Source organism: Flavobacterium laiguense (assembly GCF_003097655.1).
In the GTDB taxonomy this organism is placed as follows: Bacteria; Bacteroidota; Bacteroidia; order Flavobacteriales; family Flavobacteriaceae; genus Flavobacterium; species Flavobacterium laiguense.
Genome location: NZ_QCZH01000011.1, coordinates 65936 through 91746, shown reverse-complemented (window position 1 = coordinate 91746; position 25811 = coordinate 65936). Strand labels below are relative to the sequence as shown.

21 protein-coding genes are annotated in these 25811 nt (G+C 35.9%); 2 read left to right on the top strand and 19 right to left on the bottom strand.

Going from position 1 to position 25811, the window contains the following annotated elements:
• Position 1: 1 nt before the first annotated feature.
• The 13 genes from DB891_RS11005 to DB891_RS10940 form a co-directional block, all read right to left on the bottom strand.
• Positions 2-463 carry a MarR family winged helix-turn-helix transcriptional regulator gene (locus DB891_RS11005; RefSeq protein ID WP_116763472.1) on the bottom strand — a complete coding sequence of 154 codons (462 nt, stop codon included), beginning with the start codon at positions 461-463 and terminating at the stop codon, positions 2-4.
• A gap of 280 nt (positions 464-743) precedes the next feature.
• Positions 744-1481, bottom strand: a complete 738-nt coding sequence (locus DB891_RS11000; protein ID WP_116763470.1) for a ZIP family metal transporter — start codon at positions 1479-1481, stop codon at positions 744-746.
• 73 nt (positions 1482-1554) lie between these two features.
• On the bottom strand, positions 1555-2952 hold the full coding sequence (locus DB891_RS10995) for a DUF2252 domain-containing protein (protein WP_116763468.1): 1398 nt from the start codon (positions 2950-2952) through the stop codon (positions 1555-1557).
• A 145-nt stretch (positions 2953-3097) separates the two neighbouring features.
• Entirely contained in the window at positions 3098-3706 is a 609-nt protein-coding gene (locus DB891_RS10990) for a MarC family protein (protein WP_116763466.1), read from the bottom strand.
• 287 nt (positions 3707-3993) lie between these two features.
• Complete coding sequence (locus DB891_RS10985; RefSeq protein WP_116763464.1) at positions 3994-4749, bottom strand: DUF2490 domain-containing protein; 756 nt, start codon at positions 4747-4749, stop codon at positions 3994-3996.
• A gap of 81 nt (positions 4750-4830) precedes the next feature.
• On the bottom strand, positions 4831-5625 hold the full coding sequence (locus tag DB891_RS10980) for a hypothetical protein (RefSeq protein ID WP_124019511.1): 795 nt from the start codon (positions 5623-5625) through the stop codon (positions 4831-4833).
• 17 nt (positions 5626-5642) lie between these two features.
• The gene (locus tag DB891_RS10975) at positions 5643-6014 is read right to left on the bottom strand and encodes a hypothetical protein (RefSeq protein ID WP_116763460.1); all 372 of its coding nucleotides are present in this window, start codon (positions 6012-6014) and stop codon (positions 5643-5645) included.
• The gene (locus DB891_RS10965; protein WP_223256091.1) at positions 6011-8635 is read right to left on the bottom strand and encodes an arylsulfatase; all 2625 of its coding nucleotides are present in this window, start codon (positions 8633-8635) and stop codon (positions 6011-6013) included. Before DB891_RS10965 ends, DB891_RS10975 begins: the two co-directional genes overlap by 4 nt.
• 209 nt (positions 8636-8844) lie before the next feature.
• Entirely contained in the window at positions 8845-9459 is a 615-nt protein-coding gene (locus tag DB891_RS10960; RefSeq protein ID WP_116763458.1) for an OmpA family protein, read from the bottom strand.
• A gap of 39 nt (positions 9460-9498) precedes the next feature.
• A complete protein-coding gene (locus DB891_RS10955; RefSeq protein WP_116763456.1) occupies positions 9499-9981 on the bottom strand; it encodes a hypothetical protein in 483 nt (160 codons plus the stop codon).
• A 38-nt stretch (positions 9982-10019) separates the two neighbouring features.
• The gene (locus DB891_RS10950; RefSeq protein WP_116763454.1) at positions 10020-10718 is read right to left on the bottom strand and encodes a hypothetical protein; all 699 of its coding nucleotides are present in this window, start codon (positions 10716-10718) and stop codon (positions 10020-10022) included.
• Positions 10719-10822: 104 nt separating this feature from the next.
• Positions 10823-13180, bottom strand: a complete 2358-nt coding sequence (locus tag DB891_RS10945) for an arylsulfatase (protein ID WP_116763452.1) — start codon at positions 13178-13180, stop codon at positions 10823-10825.
• Positions 13181-13376: 196 nt separating this feature from the next.
• Positions 13377-13475, bottom strand: coding sequence for a hypothetical protein (locus DB891_RS10940; RefSeq protein WP_394335996.1), 99 nt, complete (start codon positions 13473-13475; stop codon positions 13377-13379).
• Between the two features lie 218 nt (positions 13476-13693).
• Between DB891_RS10940 and DB891_RS10935 the strand changes: the two genes are divergently transcribed.
• Positions 13694-15706 carry a PAS domain-containing protein gene (locus DB891_RS10935; protein WP_116763448.1) on the top strand — a complete coding sequence of 671 codons (2013 nt, stop codon included), beginning with the start codon at positions 13694-13696 and terminating at the stop codon, positions 15704-15706.
• 294 nt (positions 15707-16000) lie between these two features.
• On the top strand, positions 16001-18916 hold the full coding sequence (locus DB891_RS10930) for a PAS domain-containing hybrid sensor histidine kinase/response regulator (RefSeq protein WP_116763446.1): 2916 nt from the start codon (positions 16001-16003) through the stop codon (positions 18914-18916).
• A 7-nt stretch (positions 18917-18923) separates the two neighbouring features.
• On the opposite strand, the gene DB891_RS10925 is transcribed toward DB891_RS10930, so the two are convergent.
• The 6 genes from DB891_RS10925 to DB891_RS10900 form a co-directional block, all read right to left on the bottom strand.
• Positions 18924-21164, bottom strand: a complete 2241-nt coding sequence (locus tag DB891_RS10925) for an ammonia-forming cytochrome c nitrite reductase subunit c552 (RefSeq protein WP_223256090.1) — start codon at positions 21162-21164, stop codon at positions 18924-18926.
• A 149-nt stretch (positions 21165-21313) separates the two neighbouring features.
• Complete coding sequence (locus DB891_RS10920) at positions 21314-21535, bottom strand: hypothetical protein (RefSeq protein WP_116763444.1); 222 nt, start codon at positions 21533-21535, stop codon at positions 21314-21316.
• Positions 21536-21597: 62 nt separating this feature from the next.
• The gene (locus tag DB891_RS10915; RefSeq protein WP_116763442.1) at positions 21598-22722 is read right to left on the bottom strand and encodes an ABC transporter permease; all 1125 of its coding nucleotides are present in this window, start codon (positions 22720-22722) and stop codon (positions 21598-21600) included.
• 145 nt (positions 22723-22867) lie between these two features.
• The gene (locus tag DB891_RS10910; RefSeq protein ID WP_116763440.1) at positions 22868-23974 is read right to left on the bottom strand and encodes an ABC transporter permease; all 1107 of its coding nucleotides are present in this window, start codon (positions 23972-23974) and stop codon (positions 22868-22870) included.
• Between the two features lie 95 nt (positions 23975-24069).
• Complete coding sequence (locus tag DB891_RS10905) at positions 24070-24804, bottom strand: ABC transporter ATP-binding protein (protein WP_116763438.1); 735 nt, start codon at positions 24802-24804, stop codon at positions 24070-24072.
• A gap of 27 nt (positions 24805-24831) precedes the next feature.
• Positions 24832-25728 (bottom strand): ABC transporter ATP-binding protein, encoded by an 897-nt coding sequence (locus DB891_RS10900; protein ID WP_116763437.1) that lies wholly within the window; start codon positions 25726-25728, stop codon positions 24832-24834.
• Between the last annotated feature and the right edge of the window lie 83 nt (positions 25729-25811).

The following is a 25811-nucleotide window of genomic DNA, read 5'->3' as shown; positions in this document are numbered from 1 at the left end:
ATTATATTAATTTAGTTCTGTATTTTTCTAATAAGGTATTCAGTTGTTCTAATTCTTCGTTATTTAAATTTTCAGCAAAAGCTTCTTCATGTTCTCTTACTTTCGGGTCCAGTTCAGTTAATAAATCCAGTCCTTTTTGTGTAATTAAAACTTCAATTTTTCTTCTGTTTTCAGGACAAACATTACGGGTAACCAAATCTTTCAATAATAATTTGTCGACTAATCGTGTCGTATTACTCGTTTTGGCCAGCATCCGTTCCTGTATGATGCACATATTGGCAGGACATCCTTTTTGCCCTCTCAATATTCGTAATACATTGTACTGTTCTCCTGAAAGATCATATGGTTTTATGATTTCATTAAAACTATCAGTGATGACATTTTGCGTGTACATGACATTCAAAATGGCGCTTGTTGATTTGCTATAATCAACCGTACTTTTTAATGCATCTTCAATCTTCATATTTGTAGGTGTCTTATTTGTTGGTACAAATGTAGTTGTATTTATATTTGTATATACAAGTGTCGTGTTATTTTTTTGTTAAAAAATAAATTATTAAACAGTTTATAATGGGATTTAATGACGTGATATCAATAAATATAGGAGTTGAAGTGGAGTTGAAAGACAATTTGTCAAGCATAATAAAAAATAAACATATAAGTCATATAAGGAAATTCAAAAGCGAATACCGTGAAAATATAAGACTGAGAAAAGAATACTTAAATGACTTATATGTTTTAAATTATGAATGCTCAAGTATAATAATAGATATTGAAAGGAAAAACCCTAAAACGGTCGCTACTCCAGCATGCTTTCCGCCGTGTTCATAAGCTTCAGGAATCATGGAGTTGGCCAACATCATTAATATGGCACCTCCTGCAAATGCTTGAATAAAGGACAACCATTTCTCAGACGTAGTAGTGAAAAGGCTAAATCCTGCAACTGTTGCAAGGGAACATACCAAAACTATAAAAAACCAGAGCAACGTTATTTTCTTCCTACTCCATCCATCACTTTTCATTCCGGATGATCCCGCAATGGCTTCGGGTAGATTGGATATAAAAACAGCCGCTAGCATAGCCAGGCTTATAGTCCCGCCTTCAAATAATCCCAATCCGATTACGATAGATTCCGGAATTCCGTCAAGGATAATGGCCAGTACCATAGGAATGATTAATTGGGAATGCCGTGCTCCACCGGTAGAAGAGGATTTTGCAGTACCCATTTTTGTAATCAACATATCACTGAAATAAAACGTAAAAGCACCGACGAAAAATCCATAAGCAGGAAATCCCGTTCCTCTACCAATTTTTACCGCATGAAAAATGAGCTCATAGGAAATAGTCGAAATTAATGTTCCGGCTCCAAATCCCATAATAATACCAACAGTATTCTTCTTTAAATTAAAAATTGAAGCAATCAATCCCCCAAATACCAAGGAAGATGTAGCCAATAAACCCCAAAGGAAAGCATTCAGCATAGTTGACGTTTTTTAGATTATAACCAAATTTAGTTAAAAATGAACGATTTGGAATCCATTTAAATTAAAGCTTTTAGGATTCGGATCTCGCAACTTGAATCCTTCCACTCGCTGCTGCCGTTTTCAGTGCTTGATGATCTTCCTCGGTCTGATCCGCATACGCAAAAGCAAAGCGAACCATGGCTTGATCAAATTCATCGCTTTTACCGAGATAGCCAGAAATCATGGCGGCATTGCCAGATTTGGCATGAGCCAATGCTAAAGCCTCTCCGCATAGCTTGCAGTATTCAGGATAGTTTTCAACGTTTACTTTGGCAGGATCAAACTCCACACCACCTTTCATGTCTCGTAACTGACGCACATAAAAATGAATACCATCGATTTCACCCCAACCGATAAAAATATCAGGTGCGGCTTGTAATAATCGTTGTCCAGCTACAACGCGATGTCCGTGATTTGAATAAGTAGATTTTGAAGTATAGGGTTCTAAAACAGAGGGTTGTGCTTCTTTTACCTGTAAAAACAAAGGGTCCTCAGAATTGTTTCCTAAGAGAAAAACAATCCAGCATCGCGTTCCTACACTTCCCACGCCAACAACTTTACGGGCCACATCCACAATGCGGTACTGTTTCAACAATTGGATACGGTCGTCAGCAAGGGAAAGCATGTAGGATTCGAGAAACAACCCTAACGCCTCATCAATTGGTCTACCATTTTTGGTATGTGTTTCGTGCACAATAAAAGGAGCATCATCCCGTAATCGATATTTAGCATCCACTATATTTGCGAGTTTGTCCAGTACCTGAAAATGGGTTCGTTCCCGGGCTTTATCAGTAAGCTTCTTCAGTCCTTTTTGCAGCGATGGGGGTAGTTTTTTCTGAAGATCCTTTTCGGTCATGGTGGCGTAAACCAATTCAATGTGTCCCATTGCGGAATAATTCCTCATGCTTTTTTTATACGAACTAACCGCTGCCAAAACACTTTCGGCACATAAATTCTTTTTGGCACCCAGAAATCTTCCAGACGCAACAATGCTAGCCACAAGTCTCTTTATGTCCCATTCCCACGGCCCTGGTAAGGTCTCGTCAAAATCATTGATACCAAAAATCAAAGTGCGTTCCGCAGATGCAAATAAGCCAAAGTTGGCCACATGCATATCACCACAAGTCTGAACATTTATTCCGGTAGGCTTAGGGCCAGCTGCAAGATCAGCGGCCATTATCGCAGCGGCCCCGCGAAGAAAGGCGAAAGGTGAAGTGAGCATTCGGGCATATCGAATCGGCACAAGTTCCGTGAGACGGGTTTTTCCTTGTTCTTCTAAAATAGAAATAGGATCGGCACGGTTAGGATCTGGTTTGTATTCTCCCTGTTCTTTTCTCGGGAATTTATCGCGTAGGGCTTTGCCTTCTGCAAAGCGTTCTTCAATCGTTTTAGGTTTCGATTTAAAGTAACTTATTGTTTGTTGGTCCATAACTTTGTTATTTATTGATTTTTATAGTGTTTATATTTTAGACCTGTTTTTTTATCTCTTAGGCAAAAGAGTAGGTTTACAAAACTGGAGTGATTAAATCGACCAACAGAATTATTCTTATAGTTTTACAACTTTTATCAGTGAGTTATAAAGCAAAGATTGTCTTGGTCTGATTGATGATAACCATTAGTCCTAGTGCTACTTGAATTATACCAAGAATTACTCCAAGTAAAGCAAGAATCAAAGAGAGGGGCTTAAAGAAACGCTTGGCTAAAAGCATTACAATTAAATTTAAAGACATAATTCCTATAACTATTGCGCCAACAGTTAGTTTTGCTTTTAAATCAGGGCTGATGGAGAGAAAAACAATGAGTGCCGCAATTCCATAAGGAGTTACTATAGCTGGAAAGGCAAGTGGATTTAATGCCATGTTCAATGTTGGATTTTTAATAAAATCCTTTTTTCCTGTAGGGGGAGTAAACTGCTTAATAACGTTAAGGAGTGCCACAAGAAAAAGTATGATTCCACCTGATAAAGCCATTATAGGCATAGGAATACCGTAACTACTCATAATTCTTTGACCGAGAAAAGCAGCAATTAACAAGACTGTACTAGAAAAAAGAGTAGCACGCAATGCAATATGTCGAGTAAGTTCTGAACTTGCATTCATAGTGATTTTTACAAATGGAATGACAACTTTAAAAGGTCCAAGCATAAGGAAAAGAAACGAGAATATCTGCATTTCGAATGACATCACTTAATGAATTTTATTATTTAATTAGTTTGCTTTCTTTTAAATAATTATTAGCCTAAACTTGTGTATTGGTTCAAAATACAAAGAAATGATTAGGTTGTAAAGTCTTTGAATAGTTATGCTGTTATTTTAAATAATGAATGTTTATTTGTTGTATAAATATACTGAATATTAGTGTGTTAATTGAATGTTCTGTTTTTTTTTTTATTTTACTTAAATAAAGTTTCTAGAGAATCCCCAAGTAAAATGGATGTTAGGATTTTGGTAGCTAACTGGTAAAGCAAATTTCACTTCTTTTCTAAGAAGACGTGTAGAATAATGTTAAGTGCGTAGAGATTTTCTGTACCATAAGTTTGATCGTACTGATACGTTAGATTGCTTTCTAATGCAAAGCGAGATCCCCGAGATACTATGGCACCACCTATCACGCGGGCTCGAGTAACTTTTGAATAGCGAGAATCCCAGTAGGGTTCAATATTTACGTATGGGACGATGGAACTCTTATCTGTTTTAAACTCTTTCTCAAGCATAAAACGGTAACGAAACCGATAGGAGAAGTTAGATTCCTGACCAAGCCAACGTGTATCGATTCTAAAACGATGTGAAAGCAATATATTTCTTTTCAGTGGTATCCTTTTGTGAAACTCTGTAAAAAACATACTTTCAGTATAATCATCTGCGTTCTCACCAAGGCTCCATCCTTTCATAAAGCCTCCTCTTATCATAAAAGTTCTCATTTTTTGCTCTTTTTCCTCATCCATTAGTCTTCTGTAGATCGTATATTTTGTTTTTCCCCAAGCGTAGTCTACTTGTAAATAAATGTTCAAATCACGGTTGCCACTTTCGTTGTATTTTGTTATTGGAAGAAAGGAAGAAAGACGCCATGAAGGATTCAATCTGTACCAAATATCAACTTCGGGCCATAATTCAATAGAGTGATTTTGTGCAATGCAACTATGAGTTGGACTTAAACTCACAAAGAGCAATAAACAAACTAGATTTATTCTGAATTTCAAAGTCATAAATATTTTAAAAATATTCATTGTTTAAATTTTTTAAATGATGAATGTTTAAGGGTAGGCTTTGATTCATTACTGTAGTTCCGTAGCTTTCGATATAAAGCTTTAAAAATTAAAACCAAATCGCAATACCGGCCCAGAAGTATCTACATTGTACATAAATCGGTTTTGTCCGGTTCCAGTTTCATAATCGAGACTAATAATTCTATAACCACCCGTGATTTGAAATAGCTTTGAAAATTGGTATCCTGCATAGGTTTGTATTTGCCAAGCTAAATCTGAACCAACACCAAAACCTCCAATTTCGCCACGAAACTGGTAAATAAATTTCTCTCCAGGTTTACTCTTAACTCTTGCGATAAGCATAGGGTCAAACCAAGTTTCGGTCATAGACTTGCTTTTAGTTGTAGTTCCTCCTCCAATAACATTCACGTTAAGATCAACCCCGGAATTAATAGAGTTTAAAAGACCTCCTATTCCTAATTCGAGCCATGGAGTTACGCAGTACAAACCCGATACTTCCCATCCAATTTGTTTGGCAGTTATTTCACCACTGTTAATTAAGTTTCTAGGGTCAACTCCTTGCGCAAGATTCATATAAAGAACATCGGAACCAATAGTCCACTTGCCAGTTGTTGCTTCGGCATTTAACATGAAACCCATTTTTAAATTACCAAAGATGTCATTTGAACCAGCATCGATTGTAGCGTCTGGTAAATCTCCTAATCCAACACTTCCATTCATACTCGGAAACATCATATAGGGTTCAACAAGAAAAGACCATTTGTTTTTTTGCGGTACAACTGCATTATTGTCTTGAGCCATTAGATTTCCTGAAATTAAAATCGAAAGCATAAGTGAAAAAAATGCGGGTTTAAAGTAAGTTTTAGTTGTTATCATGATGTTTTTTTTTTTGATTATATTTTATTCAGTTCGTTTGATGATTCGGGCTTTAGCAGTGATAACCAAATAAGGAGTATTGTTAAAATAACGTGTAAAACAATCGCCGGCCAAAGAAATTTACCCACAAATTCACGCTCTAACGCAACAGATGTAAGATAGATTGAAGCAAGCAAACTATAGGTTAACATTCCTCTAAGAGCAGTAGCGCTAGGCCAACAAGCAACTCCTAAAGCTATTAGTGAAATGCCAAACGTTCTCGCTATAGGTATGCTAATTCCAATAAGTTCCTCTCCAAGTAACAACTTTCCAACAAACGCTGGAACAATCAACAACATCAATCCAGTCAAGGCTTCACTTAGCGATGCAAATAAAAGTACTTTTTTCATTCTGTAAGTCTTGGTTTAGGTTGTGGTGCCGGTATCGGAAATGGTTTGAGTTTGAATGTAAGTCTATCGATTGTACCAGTGAAATTGAAAGGTGACTCATATCGATATTCTAACATCGAAACCCCTGTACGAGTGTCGCTACCTACATCGAAAGTTTCATCCTCAGGAAACGTAATTGGGGTTCCATTCTCCATCGTATTGGTAGCTACTTCTTTACCATCTACAATGAGGACTCCTTTACCACTCTTTCCTAATCCTGGTTCATCAGGCTTATAGTCGAAAACAATAGTATGCTTGCCTTCATCCAATGCTGGACCAGACCATACTGTACGTTTAAGATCGAGAAGATTGTATAGGAATACAGGTTTTCCTCGTCCAATATTGAAAATAGTAGTCGCAAATACTGAAACTATTATAAGAGAGCCAAAAATTAAGACGATTTGACTCATTCTCATTTTAAAACGTGACCAATTTTTGCTACGTCCACGCCAAACCAATAGCAATCCAACGACTAAGAATCCTAAGCCTATATTTCGAAACAAATCGGCATTTGACCACCAATCGAAAGCGGGACTCAAGAATAAACCGTAGCCACCAAATCGCCCACCATCGGTAACAATCATTCCTTCAGCTCCGCCATCAGGGATTGTAACTTCAGCAGTTATGGTATACGCTTTGTTAAGGATACTCGGGGCACCACTGTTCGGAATTCCTGTGATTATTCCTGAATAAGTGAATTCTGTACGTCCTGATGCCAAACCCGGTTTAGCTGCGTTCCAACGCGACAACGTCGAGTTGTCAAGCGGCAGTACGTCATACTTTTCAGCCTGAGCATAGAATAAATCTTGTAATTCCTTAAGCTTTTGAGGCATTTTTGCTGCTAAATCGTCAGACTCTGTTGGGTCTACTGCAACGTTATAAAGTTCCCATTTGTAACCTGTGAGAACATCGGGTGCTTTTCCCGAACTAAGTAGCCACGGAAGTGTTGCTGGAGTTGTACAAGCTACCCAACCTTCGTCATAAATGGCACGGTTGCCTAGCATTTCAAAATATTGCGTGGTATGTTTAGTAGGAGTATTTGTATTGGCTTTATCCCAAGTGTAAACCATACTTACACCGTCCATTTGGCGCTGTTTTATACCATTTATAGACTCAGGTTGCTCGATACCGGTAGCCTCCATAATAGTTGGAACAATATCAATAACATGATGAAACTGACGGCGAATACCTCCCACATCCTTAACGTGACCCGGCCATGACATTGCAACCCCTTGTGCAGTTCCTCCAAAATGAGAAGCTACCTGTTTGACCCATTTAAAAGGAGTACTAAATGCCCAAGCCCAAGGTGCTGCATAATGCGGAAATGTTTTCTCTGAACCCCAGAATGGATAAAAGAGATATTGCGCATTAACGGGTACAGGAACCCCATTAAATGTAGTGAACTCGTTTGGAGTACCATTAAGCATTCCTTCGGCACTAGCACCATTATCACCACTGATATAGATAATTAAGGTGTTATCTAGTTCACCTTGATCTTCAACTGACTGAATAACACGACCTATCTCATAATCGGTATAGGCTTGATAAGCAGCATAAACATCTGCTTGACGAATAAAAAGTTTCTTTTCCTTTGCACTTAGGGTTTCCCATTTCGGTAAGTCCTTTGACCATTCGGTCAATTTAGCATTTGGCGGCATAATACCCAATCGTTTTTGATTGGCGAAAATGGTTTCGCGCAATTTATTCCAACCGTTGTCAAAGAGATGCATGTCGCTAATTTTTTTAATCCATTCTTCGGTTGGATGGTGTGGCGAATGTACTCCGCCTGGAGCGTAATAAACAAGAAATGGTTTATCGGGTGCAACCGCCTTTATCTCCTTCATATATTGTATGGCTTCATTGGCCATTTCTGTAGTTAGATTCCAAGTTCCAGCAGGTTTGCCTTCAAAGGGATAAATAGGAGTTGTGTTTCTGTAGAGATTTGGTTGCCACTGGCTGGCATCACCTCCAACAAAACCGTAAAAATATTCAAATCCCATACCAATAGGCCATTGATCAAATGGTCCAGCTTTGGTCGCTTGATAAGATGGGGTATTGTGTTCTTTTCCAAACCATGAGGTAGCGTAACCATTCCCTTTTAACATTTCTCCAATGGTACCGTTCTCTTTTCTGATAACTGAGTTGTAGCCCGGATAACCTGTAACGATTTCGCCAACTACTCCAGTACCAGCGACGTGGTGATTACGTCCCGTGATGAGTGCTGCACGAGTAGGCGAACAGAGCGATGTAGAGTGAAAATTGGTATATCGCAAACCGCTTTTGGCAATACGATCTAAGGCAGGTGTTGGTATAACACCGCCAAAAGTGCTTGGCGAGCCAAAACCACAATCATCTGTAATAATAAGTAATACATTAGGTGCACCTTTAGGAGGTACTACGCGAGGTGTCCACCAAGGTTTCGAATCTGTTGCTTTTTTATTAATTACTCCTCCATATTTAGGGGCGGAATACGGGAGGTTTTTGCCCGCTGTAGTTGTGGCACCCGGCGATCCAGGAACTCCTGTGGTCTGAACTTGAGCGTAATTTAGGCAAGATACCAAGCAAAAAAATATAATGTTCAATTTAAAAAACGTTTTAGTCGCCATCTTTTTTGATTTTAATTATTATTTTGTTTTATTGACCATTTCCTAGTTTGTAACCTGAATTTGTTATCACAATTTTTAAATTTTGTGGAGGAGTATTAAAGGTTACATTGCCTGAATATAAAGTTCCGTCTGGTAAAAAATTAAAAGAGGCTAACCTTTCGGACAGCCTCTTTTTACAGTTTTGTTTATTTGAAGTTAAATCCAATTACTGCACCCAACCCAAATTGATAAGAATGGGCATAATCTGTTACAGTAACGGGGCCATAATAGCCCCAATATGTATCAGTACCAGCAGCAGCAATCATAGATTGAAGTGAAGCTTGAAGACTTATAGAAACGACAGAAGCTGTTTTTATTTTTACCCCACCTTTAATCTCCCATGCAAAGTTAGTGTCGCTTCCTGATTGAGGCGATTCTAAAATTCCCATACCAATTCCCCCACCTAAATAAGGAGTTACTTTGGTTCCTTTGTCAAAATAATAATTTCCATCGATTAATATATAATTGATAGCACCTTTGTCGTCTCCAGCATTAAGTTGAACACCTGCAGTTCCATAAAATGGCATTGCGGTATCTATTCTCAAGTATTTCAGTTCTAACGATGTTGATTTTTGTATAAAATACTCTAATCCAATTCCGTATTCAAAACCATCGTTTATTGTAGCGTGACCATAATCAAATTCTACTCGATCAGAAAAAACATAACTACCATAAAGATCAAGTACTATTGACCCTTTGTCTTGAGCGGTTATACCTATAGAAAATAAAAAAGCGATTAGTATTAAGCTGTAATTTTTCATAATTTAATTTGATTAGTTGTTAATTAATTTGCTGTTTATTTATTTGGCTTTTGCCGTATCTAACTCACCTACAAAAGGAATAGCATTTTGTATGCTGCTTCTAATTTCTGTTTCTAAATAGATTTCAAGTTGCATAAACTTTAGTGCATTCATGGCTCCAATTACTTTTTTTGTTTTATCATAATAAGCAGAATGTAATTTTTCGAATGCTGCAATATTTTTTAATGATCCTTTAGCAAGTACGTCTGCTTTGTCATCTGTTAAAGAAGCATAGTCTTTAGCATATTGATCAATTAGGTGTATTTTTTCTTGTCCTAATTTTTTTCTTTCTACTTCATAAGCTTCATACACTTTTGTAAATTCGGTGGCTTGAGTATCAGATAATGCCATATATTGAATTACCAATTCGGCTTTTGATTTTCCATAAAGCGATTGTACAATGTCTATATCATTTTTTGAAGTGTCTTGTGCGAATGTTGTAACTGAAAATGCTACTGCAAATAATAAAAATACTTTTTTCATGGTTGTTAGTTTGTTAGTTTTTGTTGTCTTAATAAAAATTATTTTACGCCCGCATTTTTAAATCCAGAATTTAAAATTTCTATTTTCAAGTTTTTTGCTGGCGCATCAAGGGTTGTAGTTCCTGGGTATTGTGTTCCATCTGGAAGGTTGCTATAGGTAATGTTGAATACTACTTTTTCCTTGGGGTCGTCCACGGAGGTACTTACATTCACAGTCATGATTTTTTGAGTAGACATATCAAGACTTATTGAAAGTAAATCTCCCGTCTCATTGTAATCTGGGAAGCTAAGTTTGAATTTTTTATTGGGTTCTAGTACTTGAATGGCTACTTTTCCGTCTGCGTAAATTTTTTGAATTTTTTGAGAATTGGGAGGTAAATAGGTATGAATTTTTGCAATAGCTTTTTTTACATAATCTGACATTTCAGCCTTTTTATTTTCAACTATTTTGCCACGTAATCCTCCAGGTTTTTTAGCTTCGGTAGAACCTCCAGTTTCAACTTTGGTAAGTTTTCCATCTACTGCATAATAACATTGTTTTTGAGTGACCCCTTTTTGTTCTCCATTCAAAAAGGTTGTGGTGGTTTCAATCCATTCATACTTTTTCATGGCCGCCTTACTGTCTGTAAGGTTCTTTTTTATTATTTCTATGTTTTTCTTTGTATCTTCAGTCTGAGCAGATACTTTAGTTGTTCCAATCAATAGTGCCAGAACAAGAAATAAATACATTTTTTTCATGATTTTTATTTTTTTAAGGTTGGAAAACGACTTGACAATTTAATTTTTTTTTAAGTAAGCCTTGTCGAATATAGAAGATTGCGATAAGGCTGTTTGTCTAAAAACTATTTTATTCTTTCAATCTTTACCTTACCTATCTTTCCATTAAACTTAGAATCAGGACCATAATCGGATACTGGTGTTCCTTCATCAACACCTATATCAGCCAAATCGTCAACTGAGAATACACCTGGCTGTGTTTTTGAAAGTGTTCCCTCAGCTATCTTCTGGCCATTTGCGGTAATGGTAGATCTTCCACCTTTTCCTGCGCCTACACCATCGTATTGGAAATTATATACCAGCGTGTATTTGCCAGCAGCAAGGGGTTTTTCTGCCATAATATTTTCAGATTGCAAACCCAGGTAGTTGTAGGTAAAGGTGGGTTTGCCATTCTTCATATAAAAAACCAAACCACCAAAACGACCACCTTGACATACAATTACACCATTTCCGTTAGCCTTTACTTCCACATCGGCTGTTATGGTATAAGAGGTATTTTTAAGGTCAATAAAAATATCAGTACCCATTCCTTTCATGCCCTCTCCATACGTTACCGATGTTCTTTTGCCCATCACTGTTGGTCTGCCCATCAGTCCAGCATCCATTCTTTCTAAAAGGCGATCATCCAATGGCAATACATGATATTTTTCAGCCTCTGTCATAAACAATGCCTGCATGGCTTTGAGTTTGTCAGGATTTTTTGCTCCCAAATCATTCGCCAAGCTAAAATCATTATTTGAATTATACAATTGCCAAACATCTTCTGAAAGAGGATGGTCTGGCTTCGAATTCCAAGCTACTCTATGAATCGTACGAGCTAGCCATCCATCCTGATAAATAGCCCTGTTACCAAACATTTCAAAATATTGCGCGGTATGTTGCTCAGGTGCAGCGACAGCATTAAATGTATAGGCAAGACTTGTTCCTTCAATTGGGTCTTGCTTAATACCATTTACCGTTGTTGGTGCAGGAATTTTTGTAATTTCAAAAACAGTTGGGGCAATATCAATTACATGACCAAACTGCGAACGTACTTCTCCTTTGCTTTTGATACCTGCTGGCCACTGAATAATCATACCGTTTCTTGTACCTCCAAAATCAGAAGCTACTTGCTTGGTATAAGCAAAAGGGGCATTCATTGCCACAGCCCATCCTGCTGCATAATGCGGATAAGTGCTTGGTCCACCCCATTCATCAAGATGCTTTAACATATCAGGAACAGTTTCTGGTACCCCATTAAAAAAAGTCATTTCATTGTACATACCGTTCATTTGACCTTCGGCACTGGCACCATTATCTCCGTCAATGAATATGATTACTGTATTATCCATTACGCCTAATTCTTTAATAGTTGAAATAAGCCTTCCAATTTCGTAATCGGTTTGTTCGGCAAATCCGGCATACACTTCCATTTGGCGTGAAAATAATTTTTTCTCATCTGACGAAAGTTTAGCCCAGTCTTTTATGTCTGTATGTTTTTGTGCCAATTTTGTGCCAGCAGGTACAATGCCGAGTTTTATCTGACGTGTCAAAGTTATTTCACGCATCTTATCCCAACCCTGATCAAATTTGCCTTTGTATTTATCTGCCCATTCTTTTGGAACATGGTGCGGTGCATGCGTTGCACCCGGAGCGAAATACATAAAGAAAGGTTTGTCAGGAGATAATGCCTGTTGAAAACCTACCCAGCTTATAGCTTGGTTGGCCATATCGGTAGTGAAATGATAATTAGGATCTTTAGGAGTTTCAACTATAGTAACACCATCATAAATTAATGGAGCATATTGATTGGTTTCACCACCTATGAAGCCATAAAATTTTTCAAACCCTGAATGTGTAGGCCAACGATCCATTGGACCCGAATTTGAAATTTCCCAGGGCGGAGTTTCGTGATATTTTCCAAAAGCTGCTGTATTGTATCCATTCTGTCTCAACACTTCTGCCATTGGTGTTATAGTTTGAGGCCTTACCGCCGTATTTCCCGGAAAGGTGGTAGCTGTTTCACCAATACTGCTCATATTATTACTGTGATGGTTATAGCCCGTAAGCAACGCTACCCGTGTTGGAGAGCAAAGTGCAGTAGTATGAAAACGGTTATATTTAAGACCGTTAGCTGCAAGGTTGTCCATAGTTGGCATGGCAATAGGGCCACCAAAAGCTTGAGACGCTCCAAAACCCATATCGTCAATTAAGACAACCACCACATTGGGTGCTCCTTTGGGAGCTTTCACTTCCCACCGTGCCGGAGCAGTGGCATTTCGAACATCCAGTTCTTTGTAGGTTTGACGAACAGGTTCCTTAATAGGAAGTGTGGTACGATCAAATTCACTAGTTGTGTTTTGTGCCTGTACCGATACTATTGCTAATAGTAAAGCACATAAGTGAATAGTGTAAATCTTTCTTAGTTTTTGTTTTACTTTCATTGGTTATTTGGTATAAGTTAATATTTACTAGAAAAAAAATTAAAGTTTTTAAATTTAATCATTTTTTCTTTACAAAAGAAAATTAAGTTAATGATATTTTGTGTTAATATTTAAGTAGTCAGTTAGTTAAGTGTGGGTAAAAAGCATAAAAAAACCGAAGCAATTGCTTCGGTTTTTATGAAATTTTGTTCCAATTCTAGTTTTTCACACCTAATTTACTTAAAATATCATCCATCAAGCACCATTTGGTTATAGACGATTGTAATAAATTGGCGCCAACAAAGGCCGTAAACAACAACCAGTTTTGATTTTTGGAAATTGGCTTTGGCTTTATCTTTGTAGCTTTATCCTTATAGCTTTAAAAAAATGTAAATGATAAGAATTAGAATCTAAAATGCTTTGCGAATAATCGCATTTATTTTTTTTTAAAGGTGTCTGATTTAGGTATGACTATATTATATTTGTAGAATAATAGCTCCCAAATAACCAACCAACCATTTTGAATTTTATACAATGATAAATGTAAAACCAACCTATGAAGAATTACTTCAGAAAGCAAATAAACAAGAAGCGATAATCAAAGATTTAATTTCTGAAAAAAGTTTAATTGCAAATTTTGAATTTTTCGTAAATGAATCGACTGATTTAGTGTGTATTGCGGATTTTAATGCCTATTATAAAGTGGTAAACCCTGCATTTACAAAAGTTTTAGGCTATTCAAAAGAAGAATTGTTATCTAAACCGTTTGTTGATTTTGTTCATCCGGAAGATTTAGAAAAAACACTTGCAGAAGTGCAGTTTTTGACCAATAATAATCCCACTATAGATTTTGAGAATCGCTACATTACACAAAATGGTAATGTGGTTCATTTGCAATGGAAATCTAATTTGAATTCATCCAATAATTTGATATATGCCATCGCAAGAGATATAACGGAAACTAAAAAAACACAGGAAAAACTATTGGCCAGTGAGAAATCACTCAATGAAGCCCAAAGAATTGCTAAAATAGGGAGTTGGGACTTTAATTTAATGACGCAGGAATTGAACTGGTCGGATGAGTTATATAAAATTTTTGAAGTCAAAAATGAACCAAATAATCCGAATCTTTACGGAGAATATTTGTCTCGTTTTGCACCTGAAGATGCTGAACAATTAAATGTAAATGTTGGAAACACTATTGCAAATAATGTTCCTTACGAAATGGAACACCAAATAGTTTTGGACAACCAAAAAACGAAATGGGTTTTTTGCACAGGGGTTCCAATTGTTGATGATAATAAGAATGTTATAGCTCTAAAAGGTGTAGTACAAGATATTACACAAAAGAAGCAAATTGACGAAACTATTAAAGCCAAAGAAAATGCAGAAGCGGCAAATAAGGCCAAATCTGACTTTCTGGCCAATATGAGCCATGAAATAAGAACACCATTAAATGGGATTGTAGGTTTTACCGATTTGTTGTTGAAAACGAATTTTGATAAAGACCAATTGGAATATCTCAATACGGTAAATGAATCGGCAAATACATTAATGGATATTATCAATAATATTCTGGATTTTTCTAAAATCGAAGCGGGTAAATTGGAATTGGATTTTGAAGAAATTGATGTCCATGAATTATCCCATCAAATTATTAATTTATTTAAATATGAGGCTAATTATAAAAAAATAGATTTGATAATTAATATCGATACCAACGTTCCTCAATATATAATTGGGGATTCTATTCGATTAAAACAAATAGTATTGAATTTATTGAGTAATGCCATGAAGTTTACTTTTTCTGGACATATTAGATTGAATGTGAATCTTGTGGAGGAAAAAGATAATTTTTCAAAAATAAAATTTTCTGTAAAAGACACTGGGATTGGAATAAAAATTAAAAATCAAAAGAAAATATTCCAGTCTTTTGTTCAGGCAGATAGTACAACGACCAGAAAATATGGAGGTACAGGTTTAGGATTGGCTATTTCAAATCAACTTTTGGGATTGAAGAATAGTGAGCTCAAATTAAATAGCACTTTTGGTGAAGGAAGTGAATTTTTCTTTACAATTGAGTTCGAAAAAGTGAATAAGAAAGAGGAGAAATTGTCTTTTATTCCTGAAATAAGAGTAGAAAGCGAAAAGAAAGTCTCTAAACAACATTCTGATTTGAAAATTTTGATAGCCGAAGACAACAAAATTAATATGCTTTTGGCGAAGACACTCATCAAAAATTTATTTGCTAAATGCACCATTATTGAAGCAACGAACGGCTATGAAGCGGTACAAAAAGTACAAATGACGATTCCGGATATCGTTTTAATGGACATTCAAATGCCTATTCTTAATGGGTACAATGCCTCTCTGGAAATTAGAAAATTAAATGAATTCAATCACATACCTATAATTGCATTAACGGCAGGAGTTTTAAGCGGTGAAAGAGAAAGATGTTTAGAACATGGCATGTCCGATTATATAGCAAAACCCATCATTCAATCCGAGTTAGAGGAAACGGTATTTAAATGGTTGAAGGAATCATAGTAAATGAGAGTATAGTATACTTTTGAATCCACAATAGTTTCATTTTAATCGAAAACAATCTGGTCTTTCTTTATTTTTTTAAATAGAGAAAGATTTTTTTTGCGCTTATATTTTTATTACTGGTCAATTAAAGAAGGGTTAGTTTTTTTGATATAATACATTTCTTATTTATTGTGTAAATAATGAAATTTGTTCTAATTAATTTAAGCTTAAGATGTTATCTAATGTAAAATTTATATCTTTAAGACTGATATATTTGTTACTAGGTTTTGTTTGTTAATTCAATTTTTGATTATGAAAGAAACTATACTATCTGTTGAAGAATTACTCCAAAAAACAAAAAAGCTCGAGTTAGAGCTCCATAAATTGCAGAAGAAGGAAGATTCAATTGTTAATTTTGAATTTTTCACTCGGGAAACATCAGATTTTATATGTGTTACGGATTTTAATACTTATTTCAAAGAATTTAATCCTGCCTTTATTAATAAATTAGGATACTCCAAAAGGGAATTACTACAGAACAGTTATTTAAATTATATACATCCAGACGATATTGACAAGACCAATAAGGCCTTACAAAAACTTTTGCAAGGAACCACTTCTGTAAATTTTGAAAACAGAACCCTAAAGAAAAACGGTGAATATTTTTTAGTGCAATGGACCACAATTGTCAATCTTTCCAAGAAACTCATTTATGCAATCGGAAGAGACATCACCGAAATAAAAAAAATTCAGGAAAAATTAATTGCCAGTGAGAACTTATTAAATGATGCCCAGAAAATAGCCAAAATTGGCAGTTGGGAGTTTAATTTGATTACGAATGGTTTAATTTGGTCCGACGAATTATTTCGAATTTTTGAAATTCCCAAAGGATCTGATGAAGATTTGTATACTAATTATCTAACTCATTTTACACCAGAAGATAGAGAAATGCTAAATAATAAGATAAGTGAATCTATCGCCAATAAAATACCTTATAAAATTACGCATAAAGTACTTTTGCCAAACAATCGTTTTAAATGGGTATATGGAACTGGGATTCCTGTAGTAAATAAAAATGGGGATATTATAGCTTTAAGAGGAATAGCCCAAGATATAACCGAGAAAAAACGAATTGAAGAGGAAATTATAGCCAAAGAAAAAGAAGTAGCTGAGATTAAGGAAAAAAAACAAGAACAAGAGAGTAACGCCAAATTTAGAAATTATGTTGAGAATGCTCCAGATGGTGTTTTTGTGGCTAACGAAAAAGGCTTTTTTTTAGAAGTAAATCCTGCTGCAACAAAAATCACAGGTTTTTCTAAAAGGGGGTTATTAAAAATGTCCCTTCAAGATTTAACTCCTCCAGCGGCATTAGTCAGTGTTATTGCGGATTTAGATGCGCTTTTGCAAAAGGGAGTTTTAAACGTTATCAGGCCCTTTATTCATAAAAATGGAAACATTCGGTGTTGGTCTATTGATGCCGTTAAACTTTCGGAGGTACAGGTACTTTTGTTTGTAAAGGATGTAACAGAACGTATTCAGATTATAGAGTCATTAAGAGAAAAAGAAGAACGGTTTAGGATTTTGGTAGAAAATGCTCCAGAAGCCCTTGTTGTAATAGATATGGAGGAGCAAAAATTTGTTACTGTTAGTCAAAGTGCTTTGGCCTTATTCAAAATGACAGAAAAAGAATTGTTGCAATTAGGGCCTATAGACTTAAGCCCAAAATACCAACCCAATGGTCTTTTGTCAACAGAACTGGCAGATGAAAAATTTTCAGAAGCTATAGCAGGAGGGAAGCCCACATTTGAATGGATTCATACAGACAGCAAAGGGAAGGCTCTTTTTTGTGATGTTCGATTGGTACGATTACCTGCCGAAAACAAAACGTTAATTCGAGCCAGTGTTATTGATATTACCGAGCGTAAGCTTATGGAAATGGAATTGATTAGTGCCAAAGAAAAAGCAGAGGATAATGAAAAAGATTTACTCATCAAATATATAGAGTATGAAGAAATTAATGAGAAACTGAAACAAACCAATGCAGCACTAACAAAAGCCAAACAGCAAGCCGAAGAAGCCAATAAAGCAAAGTCGAATTTCTTGTCTAATATGAGTCATGAGATTAGAACTCCATTAAATGGAATAGTTGGTTTTACGGATTTGCTGATGAAAACAAATCTTGAAAAAAATCAATTGGAGTATATGTCAACCATTAATGTATCTGCCAATTCATTGATGGAAATAATTAATGATATTCTCGATTTTTCTAAAATTGAATCTGGAAAATTAGAGTTGTATATCGAGCAAACCGATCTGTACGATCTTTTGCATCAGGTAATAGACTTATTTAAGCATCAAGCCAATTTAAAGAATATTGATTTATCGCTAAATATTGATGACAAAGTACCTCAATATATCTACGCCGATTCTATTCGATTTAAACAAATATTAGTCAACTTAATTAGTAATGCCTTAAAATTTACTTCGTTTGGTTTCATTCGGTTAGATGTTGATTTGGTAAAAATGAGTAAGAAAGATAAATCAACCATTAAGTTCTCTATTAAAGATTCCGGTATAGGGATAAAACAATACAACCAAAAGAAAATTTTTCACTCCTTTGTTCAAGAAGATAATGCTACTTCCAAAAAGTTTGGAGGCACAGGTTTAGGATTGGCTATATCTAATCTTTTGCTAGAGTTAATGAAGAGTAATTTGCAATTAAAAAGCAAATACGGCGATGGCAGTGATTTTTTCTTTTTTATTAAGTTTAAAAAGGCAAAGTCAATAAGCGATTCCTTTGTAGAATTGAATAATTATACTATTCAAAGAGAAGTGAATGCATTGAAAAATGCAAATGTTCTAAAGGTTTTAATAGTTGAAGACAATAAAATCAATTTGTTTTTGGCTAAAACGTTGGTTAAAAGAATTATTCCCAATGTTATCATTTTTGAAGCCAGAGATGGGAATGAAGGTGTTGCACAATTTGAACTAAATCGACCAGATTTGATTTTAATGGATGTTCAAATGCCTATAAAAAATGGTTATGAAGCAACAATAGAAATCAGAAAACTAAAAAAGACTAAAAAGATTCCCATAATTGCCTTGACAGCTGGGATTATGGTTGGAGAAAAAGATAAATGTTTAGAATACGGGATGAATGATTATGTATCAAAACCTATTATTGAATCTGATTTAGAAGCGATACTACATAAATGGTTGCCACAATAACTTACTACTACACACCCAAATTTTTAAATAACTCCTGATAATTAGGGTTGTTTGGATCCAATTGTTTCAATTGAAAAGCAGTTTGTTGTGCTTTTGTCTTGTTCCCAGTCTGAATATAAACAAAAGTGAGGGCATAATAAAGATCAGGAGTACTAGGGTTTATGGCAATTCCTTTTTGCAAAATACCTTCAGCCTCTTTGAACTTTTTGTTGGCATTCAACATCAAACCATAATTATAATACACTCTTGGATTTTGAGATTTTAAGTCAACTGCTTTGGCAAATGATTTTTCGGCCGCAGGTTTGTCATTCATTTCATTATAAAGCAAAGCCATATTGTAATAAATGCGTTCATTGGTTGCATCGTTTTTTAACGCACGTTGCAGCATTTTTAAAGCAGCATCATTCTTTCCAACGGTATTATACAGTGTGGATAAATTGAGCAAGGCATAGTTCATTTGACTGTCTTTTCTAAGTCCTTTTAGGTAAAAAAGTTCCGCATTCGTGTAATCCTGCATTTTAAGATAATAATCGGCAAGCATTATATTCCCTGTCGAAAAATCAGTTTGATAGTGAAGGTATTTTTGTAATTCTATATGTGCAGCATCAAAAGCACTTGCGTATTGACTTGGTATTTGATCTTTGGGAAGCGTTATAAATAAATCGGCGGCAGCGATACGAACGGCTCTTACTTTATCTGATACTAATGGAGCTACATTGTCTATCCAACCATTTGGAGGAAAATTCGACAAACTGCGTAAAGCCCTATATCTCACTTGTGCATCTTTATCATTTAAGCAAGATAATAAAGTAGCTAGACTCGTTGGAGTTGTAATACTACCCAAGTAAAAAGCAGCTGTAGCTTTTATAATTTCTGGAGTGGTTTTAGTATTGATTAATCGGGCTAAATGGGCTTCACTTTTAGCATCCAATTGGCTTCCCGGAATCAAATCATCGGCAAAATGGTGTTTTCTATTAGGACCATACCATTTGATTACAGCATTGGCCAAGGCTTTTTCGGATTGGTCTTTATGGCAGTTGCTACAAGCATTTGGAGTGCCGTATTTTGCAGAAAGATCAGGACGGGGAACTCTAAAACTATGATCATGACGCAAATCATTTCCCATATACAATTTTCCGGGCATGTGGCAGTTTATGCATGATGCTCCCTTGGATCCCAAGGGGTGAAAAGTATGCTTTGGGGTATCATATTTGTTCGCTACATGGCATTGCACACAGGTTTGGTTGCCTGTGTGTTTCAATTTGGTACTATGCGGATTGTGGCAATTGCTGCATTTTACTCCTTTGCTAAACATTTTACTTTGTAAAAAAGAAGTATAAATATAATCTTCGTCATCTACTTGTCCGTCGGCATGGAAATTCTCGGTATCTGGAATTTGCGGAATGTAATTGTCCATGATTTCTTTGCTGTCGATATGTTTAGGACTAATTTCGGAGACACGGGCATGACAAGGCGCACAGGTATTGATTTGTTCCAATTGACCGGATTTTTTACCTAATTTAAGAAAACTTCCTGTTATTTTATCCCCTGATTTATAATCGGCACTTTTTACATACCCAAGGTGTTTTTGACCTGCGCCATGGCAGCTTTCGCAACTTACATTGATGATGCTATAACTGGTTTTATAAGTGTCTGTTTTGGTGTCGTAATTTTTATGCAAGTTGGTCGAATGGCAGGAGGCGCACATGGTATTCCAATTTTGGGAATTACCAGTCCAATGGAACCAATCATGAGAAGCTATTTTTTGACCGGAATATTGATTGAACCATTTTTTTTGATTGACATCCCAGCTCAGGCGGGGTACTTGCATGCGACCTCCCGGAAAATGAACCAGATATTGTTGTAAGGGTTGGTATCCAAAGATATATTTTACCTCAAAATCGTGGTTTTTTCCATCGTCTCCTTCAGTATTGATAAAAAATTTAGAGCCTTTTTTGTAGAATTTACTGGTAATGCCATCCGCAGTGAAAGTCACATTGTTAAAATCTCCTTTTACTGTCGAATCATTCGCAGGAAGCATAGACATATAATGATCGGATTGTTTCCATTGGTGATGCTCGGTAGTATGGCAATTTTTGCAGGATTGATCGCCTACGTAAGCGTTGTTGGAAGAGAGAACCTCGGTATATTCGGCATCTTTTGAGCTGCAACTGTCTACAATAAATACTCTGAAAACAATAAATAGTATGAGAAGTATTGCAATAACAATCGATGATTTTTTGAGCATGAAAAATAAGTTTTCTCAAAAATATAGAATTATAAAATAGCAGCAAAGGTGTTTTTGGTAATAAATGGTCTGTAAATGAGTTTTTTGCAAAAAAAAAGAGTGTTTGAACCTTCAAACACTCTTTTAGGGTCATTATAAATTAAATTACATTACGCTTTCTTTTCAGTTTTAGCAGCACAACAAGCTTTTTTTGTTTTATCACAAGCTTTCTTTTCTTCAGCAGAACAGGTTTTGTGATCTTTTACGCAAGCTTTTTTATCTTTTGCGCTGCATTCTTTTTTCGGAGTTTCTTTTTTCGGAGTTTCTTGAGCACTCACATTCATGCCTGCTGAAAATAATGTTACGGCCAAAACTGCAATTAAGTTTTTCATATTTTTATGGTTTTTGATTTTAATGATGATTCAAATTTATTGCTTTTTTTGAAAATCTGTCATTAATTAACTTTTTTATAACTCAATACAGCAAGAGTATTTAAAACAATGGCATAGCCAGTTATAATAGAAAACTGAGTTGTTATATCCGAAAAAGTGGCTCCTTTGAGCATGACCATCCTTATGATTTCGACAAAATACCGAATGGGGTTGAACAACGTAATGTTTTGTGCCCAGTGCGGCATACTTTCAATTGGGGTAAATAATCCACTCATCAGTAGAAAAATAACCATAAAAAACCAAGCAATAAACATGGCTTGTTGTTGAGTATCTGAATGGTTGGAAATGAATATTCCGATGCCGAGAATGACTAATAAATAAATAGATGTAAAGGCGTAAATCAAAACCAAACTACCTAACATGGGGACATTGAAAACGAATTTTGCAATTAATAAACCAATAGATAAAATGACCAAACCTAGGATCCAAAAAGGAAATAATTTGCCAATAATGAATTGGTGTTTTTTGATAGGAGTCACATTGATTTGTTCTAAGGTTCCAATTTCTTTTTCTCGTACTATATTCATAGACGACAGAAAAAGAGTAATCATGGTGACCAATAACACCAAAATTCCAGGCACCATATAGGTTTTGTAGTTTAGCGTATTGTTGTACCAAAAGGAAGGAATGGTGACTATGTTTTGTGGCGAAACAAAAGTACCGTCATTGTATTGAAAGAGTTGACTTTGTGTTTTTTGGTTGTACGTCCCAATGATTTGCGAAATGTATACATTCTCAACTCCTGCTGATGCCCCATCGATAGCATTGATACTTACGGATAGGGTGGTGGCTTTTTCGGTGATGAGGTTGCGTTCAAAATGAGTAGGAATTTCAAGAATAATATCGACGTTTCCTTTTTGCATTTCGATATTGGCTTCTTCTTTAGTATTGAATTGATTTACTATTTTAAAAGATTTTGAAGCCTGAAATTTACTAATGAGTTCTCTAGATGCTGCTGAATGATCATGATCGATATAAGAAAACTTGATGTTTTGGACTTCAAAACTGGCGGCGTTGGATAAAATCAAAAGTTGGATAAGTGGTAAAATAAATATAATAGGTAACATTCCTTTGTCTCTAAAGATTTGTCTGAATTCTTTCTGGATGATGAATATGATTGTTTTCATTTTGATGTTTTTTACAGCTGAGTTTTTTCACCGCAAAGGCGCAAAGACGCAAAGAGGATTGTGTTTTCAATGCTAAGGCACAGAGATTTCAGTTTTTTGATTTCGTTGTCTATTTTCTCTACTCTTAATTCTTTTTTCTTTCTCACTATTCTAGACGAATTTTATATTTTTTGATGCTTACGGCTATGAAAAACAGCGTCATTCCGATGAGGATTAGTGTTTCTTTCCAGATGGTATGGATGGTGGCTCCTTTGAGCATAATGGCTTTGATGATGATGATGAACCATTTGGCTGGAATGATGTTGCTGATGATTTGTAGTGGTACAGGCATACTCGAAATGGGGAAAATGAAACCCGATAGGATGATGACGGGCAGCATTAATCCTGCTAAGGAAAACATCATGGCGGTTTGCTGTGATTGAGCAATAGTGGAGATTAAAATTCCCAGTGACAATGCGGTAATGATGAATAAGATACTTTCGAGGGCCAATAGAAAAAGACTGCCTTCGATGGGCATTTTGAACACAAATATGCCCAAAAGCAAGATGATAGTTGCATTGATTATCGATAGAAAAATATATGGAAATACTTTGCCAATGACCACTTGAAAGGGTTTTATGGGCGAGACTAAAAGCACTTCCATGGTGCCCATTTCTTTTTCCCGCGTGATGGAAATGGAGGTCATCATAGCCGAAACTAACATCAAAATTATCGTCATCACTCCCGGGACAAAAGTGAAAACACTCTTGAGTTCGGGGTTGTAATAGAGTTGGGTTTGGGTCTGGATTTGGTAAAGGGGTTTACTGTTTGTATTGATTTCCTGTGAATAGTTTTGTAAAATGGCATTAATGTAATTGGTGATGGTATTGGCCATATTGGGGTCGGTGGCATCGGTGATGACTTGGACTTTGGCTGTCTTTTTGTTTTGTAAGTTTTGGATAAAGTCTTTCTCGAATACCAAGACGGCTTTTACTTTTCCGGTTCGGAAAATGCTTTCTATTTGGGCTTCGTGGGTGATTTGGCTCTCGATTTTAAAATACTTCGAAGCACTTATTTTATTGATTATTTGTTGGGTTTCGCTGTCTTTGGATTGGTCGAAAATTGCGATATTGACATTGTTGACTTCATTGGTAATGGCAAACCCAAACAGCATAATTTGAACCATAGGCATTCCAAAAAGGATAAACATAGTTCGTTTGTCCCGAAAAATGTGGTAGAATTCTTTTGTTACAAAACCGATGAATCTTTTCATTTTGACTGCTTAGATTATTAGATTGTTGGATTATTAGATTTTTTACTGTTTTTGTCTGTATGTGATACTGCAATCTGAAAACTGTAACCTGCTAACTATTCTACGTTTCGGGCGAGTTTCAGGAAAACATCATTCATGGAATCGACATTGTATTTTTGTTTTAAATTTTTTGGACTGTCGAGGGCTTCTATTTTTCCTTCGACCATAATCGAGACTCGGTCGCAATATTCGGCTTCGTCCATATAATGTGTGGTGACAAATAGCGTCGTGCCTTTGTGGGCTTCTGCATAAATCATTTCCCAGAATTGTCTTCGGGTTATGGGGTCAACGCCTCCTGTGGGTTCGTCGAGAAATACAATTTTGGGCTCGTGCAACAATGCCACTGAAAAGGAAAGTTTTTGTTTCCAACCCAAAGGAAGTGCTTTTACCAGCTTGTCGGCAACATCTTGTAAATTCAAATCCTGAATTAATTGTGTTGTTTTTTCTTTGATTTTGGCACGGGACAAACCATAGATTCCGCCAAAGAAAGTGATGTTTTCTTTGATGGTCAAATCGTCATACATGGAAAACTTCTGACTCATATAGCCAATGCTTTTTTTGACCATTTCGGCATGGGTTTTTACATCAAATCCCGCCACGAGAGCTTCGCCAGAGGTGGGTTTTGAAATCCCGATAAGCATTTTTATAGCCGTCGTTTTTCCGGCTCCATTGGCACCAAGAAACCCAAAAATCTCCCCTTTGTACACATCAAAGGAAATGCCGTCGACAGCGGTGAAACTGCCAAATTCTTTGGTGAGGTTATTTACGGTGATGATTTTTTCTTGGTTCATTGTGGATGGAGATTATTTAGTAATTAATTACAAATCCATAAAAACATCTTCTATGGTTGGTTTTGTTATTCGAATTTCTATTTCGGCATGTTTTTTTTCTTCTAGATATTTATGCAATTCGTTACTATCAAATTCTGTTTTTTTATCGATATAATGAATGGATTCCCCAAAAGCAAAAACACTGTATTGACTCGGATAACTTTTTAAATCGAGTAGGAGCTGATAAGCGTTCTTGGCTCGAACGTCATAAATGGTTTTCTCATATTTCTCGATAATGTTATTAGGAGAATCAATTATTAATATTTGTCCTTTCTGGATTAAGGCAATTCGGTCACACATAGCCGCTTCATCCATATACGGTGTTGAAACCAAAATCGTAATTCCTTTTTGTTGTAATAGCTTGAGCATTTGCCAAAATTCTTTTCGGGAAACGGGATCTACTCCTGTTGTGGGTTCGTCCAGAAATAAGACTTTTGGTTTGTGGATTAAAGCACAGCACAAAGCCAGTTTTTGTTTCATTCCGCCTGAAAGTGCTCCCGCTCTTCGAGTTTTAAAAGGCTCTATCTGAATGTAAATATCTTTGATTAAATCATAACTTTCTTTGATGGTAGTGCCAAAAAGTGTCGCGAAAAAAGTCAAGTTTTCTTCAACGGATAAATCTTGATACAAAGAGAATTTTCCGGGCATATAACCCACGCAATTTCGTATGGATTTGTATTCTTTGACGACATCAAATCCCGCAACGGATGCAGTTCCTTCATCGGCAATCAGCAAAGTGGTTAATATCCTGAAAAGCGTTGTTTTTCCGGCTCCATCAGGCCCAATGAGACCAAATATTTCACCTTCATTTACGGCAAAAGAAATGGCTTCAACCGCTTTTAACTTGTTGTAGGATTTGGAAATGTTTTGGACTTTTATACTCATGGTCAATGGCAATTTCAATAACAATGGCAATCAAAGAAAATCAAAAATCAAAAATCGTTAATCAAAAATCTGCAATCAAATTT

What these genes read in the sequence shown, in the direction of transcription:
- DB891_RS10925 (WP_223256090.1), bottom strand. Translation starts at nt 21,164, where the DNA reads ATGCTCAAAAAATCATCGATTGTTATTGCAATACTTCTCATACTATTT.
- DB891_RS10975 (WP_116763460.1), bottom strand. Translation starts at nt 6,014, where the DNA reads ATGAAAAAAGTACTTTTATTTGCATCGCTAAGTGAAGCCTTGACTGGA.
- DB891_RS10930 (WP_116763446.1), top strand. Translation starts at nt 16,001, where the DNA reads ATGAAAGAAACTATACTATCTGTTGAAGAATTACTCCAAAAAACAAAA.
- DB891_RS11005 (WP_116763472.1), bottom strand. Translation starts at nt 463, where the DNA reads ATGAAGATTGAAGATGCATTAAAAAGTACGGTTGATTATAGCAAATCA.
- DB891_RS10985 (WP_116763464.1), bottom strand. Translation starts at nt 4,749, where the DNA reads ATGAATATTTTTAAAATATTTATGACTTTGAAATTCAGAATAAATCTA.
- DB891_RS10920 (WP_116763444.1), bottom strand. Translation starts at nt 21,535, where the DNA reads ATGAAAAACTTAATTGCAGTTTTGGCCGTAACATTATTTTCAGCAGGC.
- DB891_RS10955 (WP_116763456.1), bottom strand. Translation starts at nt 9,981, where the DNA reads ATGAAAAAAGTATTTTTATTATTTGCAGTAGCATTTTCAGTTACAACA.
- DB891_RS10915 (WP_116763442.1), bottom strand. Translation starts at nt 22,722, where the DNA reads ATGAAAACAATCATATTCATCATCCAGAAAGAATTCAGACAAATCTTT.
- DB891_RS10950 (WP_116763454.1), bottom strand. Translation starts at nt 10,718, where the DNA reads ATGAAAAAAATGTATTTATTTCTTGTTCTGGCACTATTGATTGGAACA.
- DB891_RS10945 (WP_116763452.1), bottom strand. Translation starts at nt 13,180, where the DNA reads ATGAAAGTAAAACAAAAACTAAGAAAGATTTACACTATTCACTTATGT.
- DB891_RS10900 (WP_116763437.1), bottom strand. Translation starts at nt 25,728, where the DNA reads ATGAGTATAAAAGTCCAAAACATTTCCAAATCCTACAACAAGTTAAAA.
- DB891_RS10960 (WP_116763458.1), bottom strand. Translation starts at nt 9,459, where the DNA reads ATGAAAAATTACAGCTTAATACTAATCGCTTTTTTATTTTCTATAGGT.
- DB891_RS10980 (WP_124019511.1), bottom strand. Translation starts at nt 5,625, where the DNA reads ATGATAACAACTAAAACTTACTTTAAACCCGCATTTTTTTCACTTATG.
- DB891_RS11000 (WP_116763470.1), bottom strand. Translation starts at nt 1,481, where the DNA reads ATGCTGAATGCTTTCCTTTGGGGTTTATTGGCTACATCTTCCTTGGTA.
- DB891_RS10910 (WP_116763440.1), bottom strand. Translation starts at nt 23,974, where the DNA reads ATGAAAAGATTCATCGGTTTTGTAACAAAAGAATTCTACCACATTTTT.
- DB891_RS10995 (WP_116763468.1), bottom strand. Translation starts at nt 2,952, where the DNA reads ATGGACCAACAAACAATAAGTTACTTTAAATCGAAACCTAAAACGATT.
- DB891_RS10905 (WP_116763438.1), bottom strand. Translation starts at nt 24,804, where the DNA reads ATGAACCAAGAAAAAATCATCACCGTAAATAACCTCACCAAAGAATTT.
- DB891_RS10990 (WP_116763466.1), bottom strand. Translation starts at nt 3,706, where the DNA reads ATGTCATTCGAAATGCAGATATTCTCGTTTCTTTTCCTTATGCTTGGA.
- DB891_RS10935 (WP_116763448.1), top strand. Translation starts at nt 13,694, where the DNA reads ATGATAAATGTAAAACCAACCTATGAAGAATTACTTCAGAAAGCAAAT.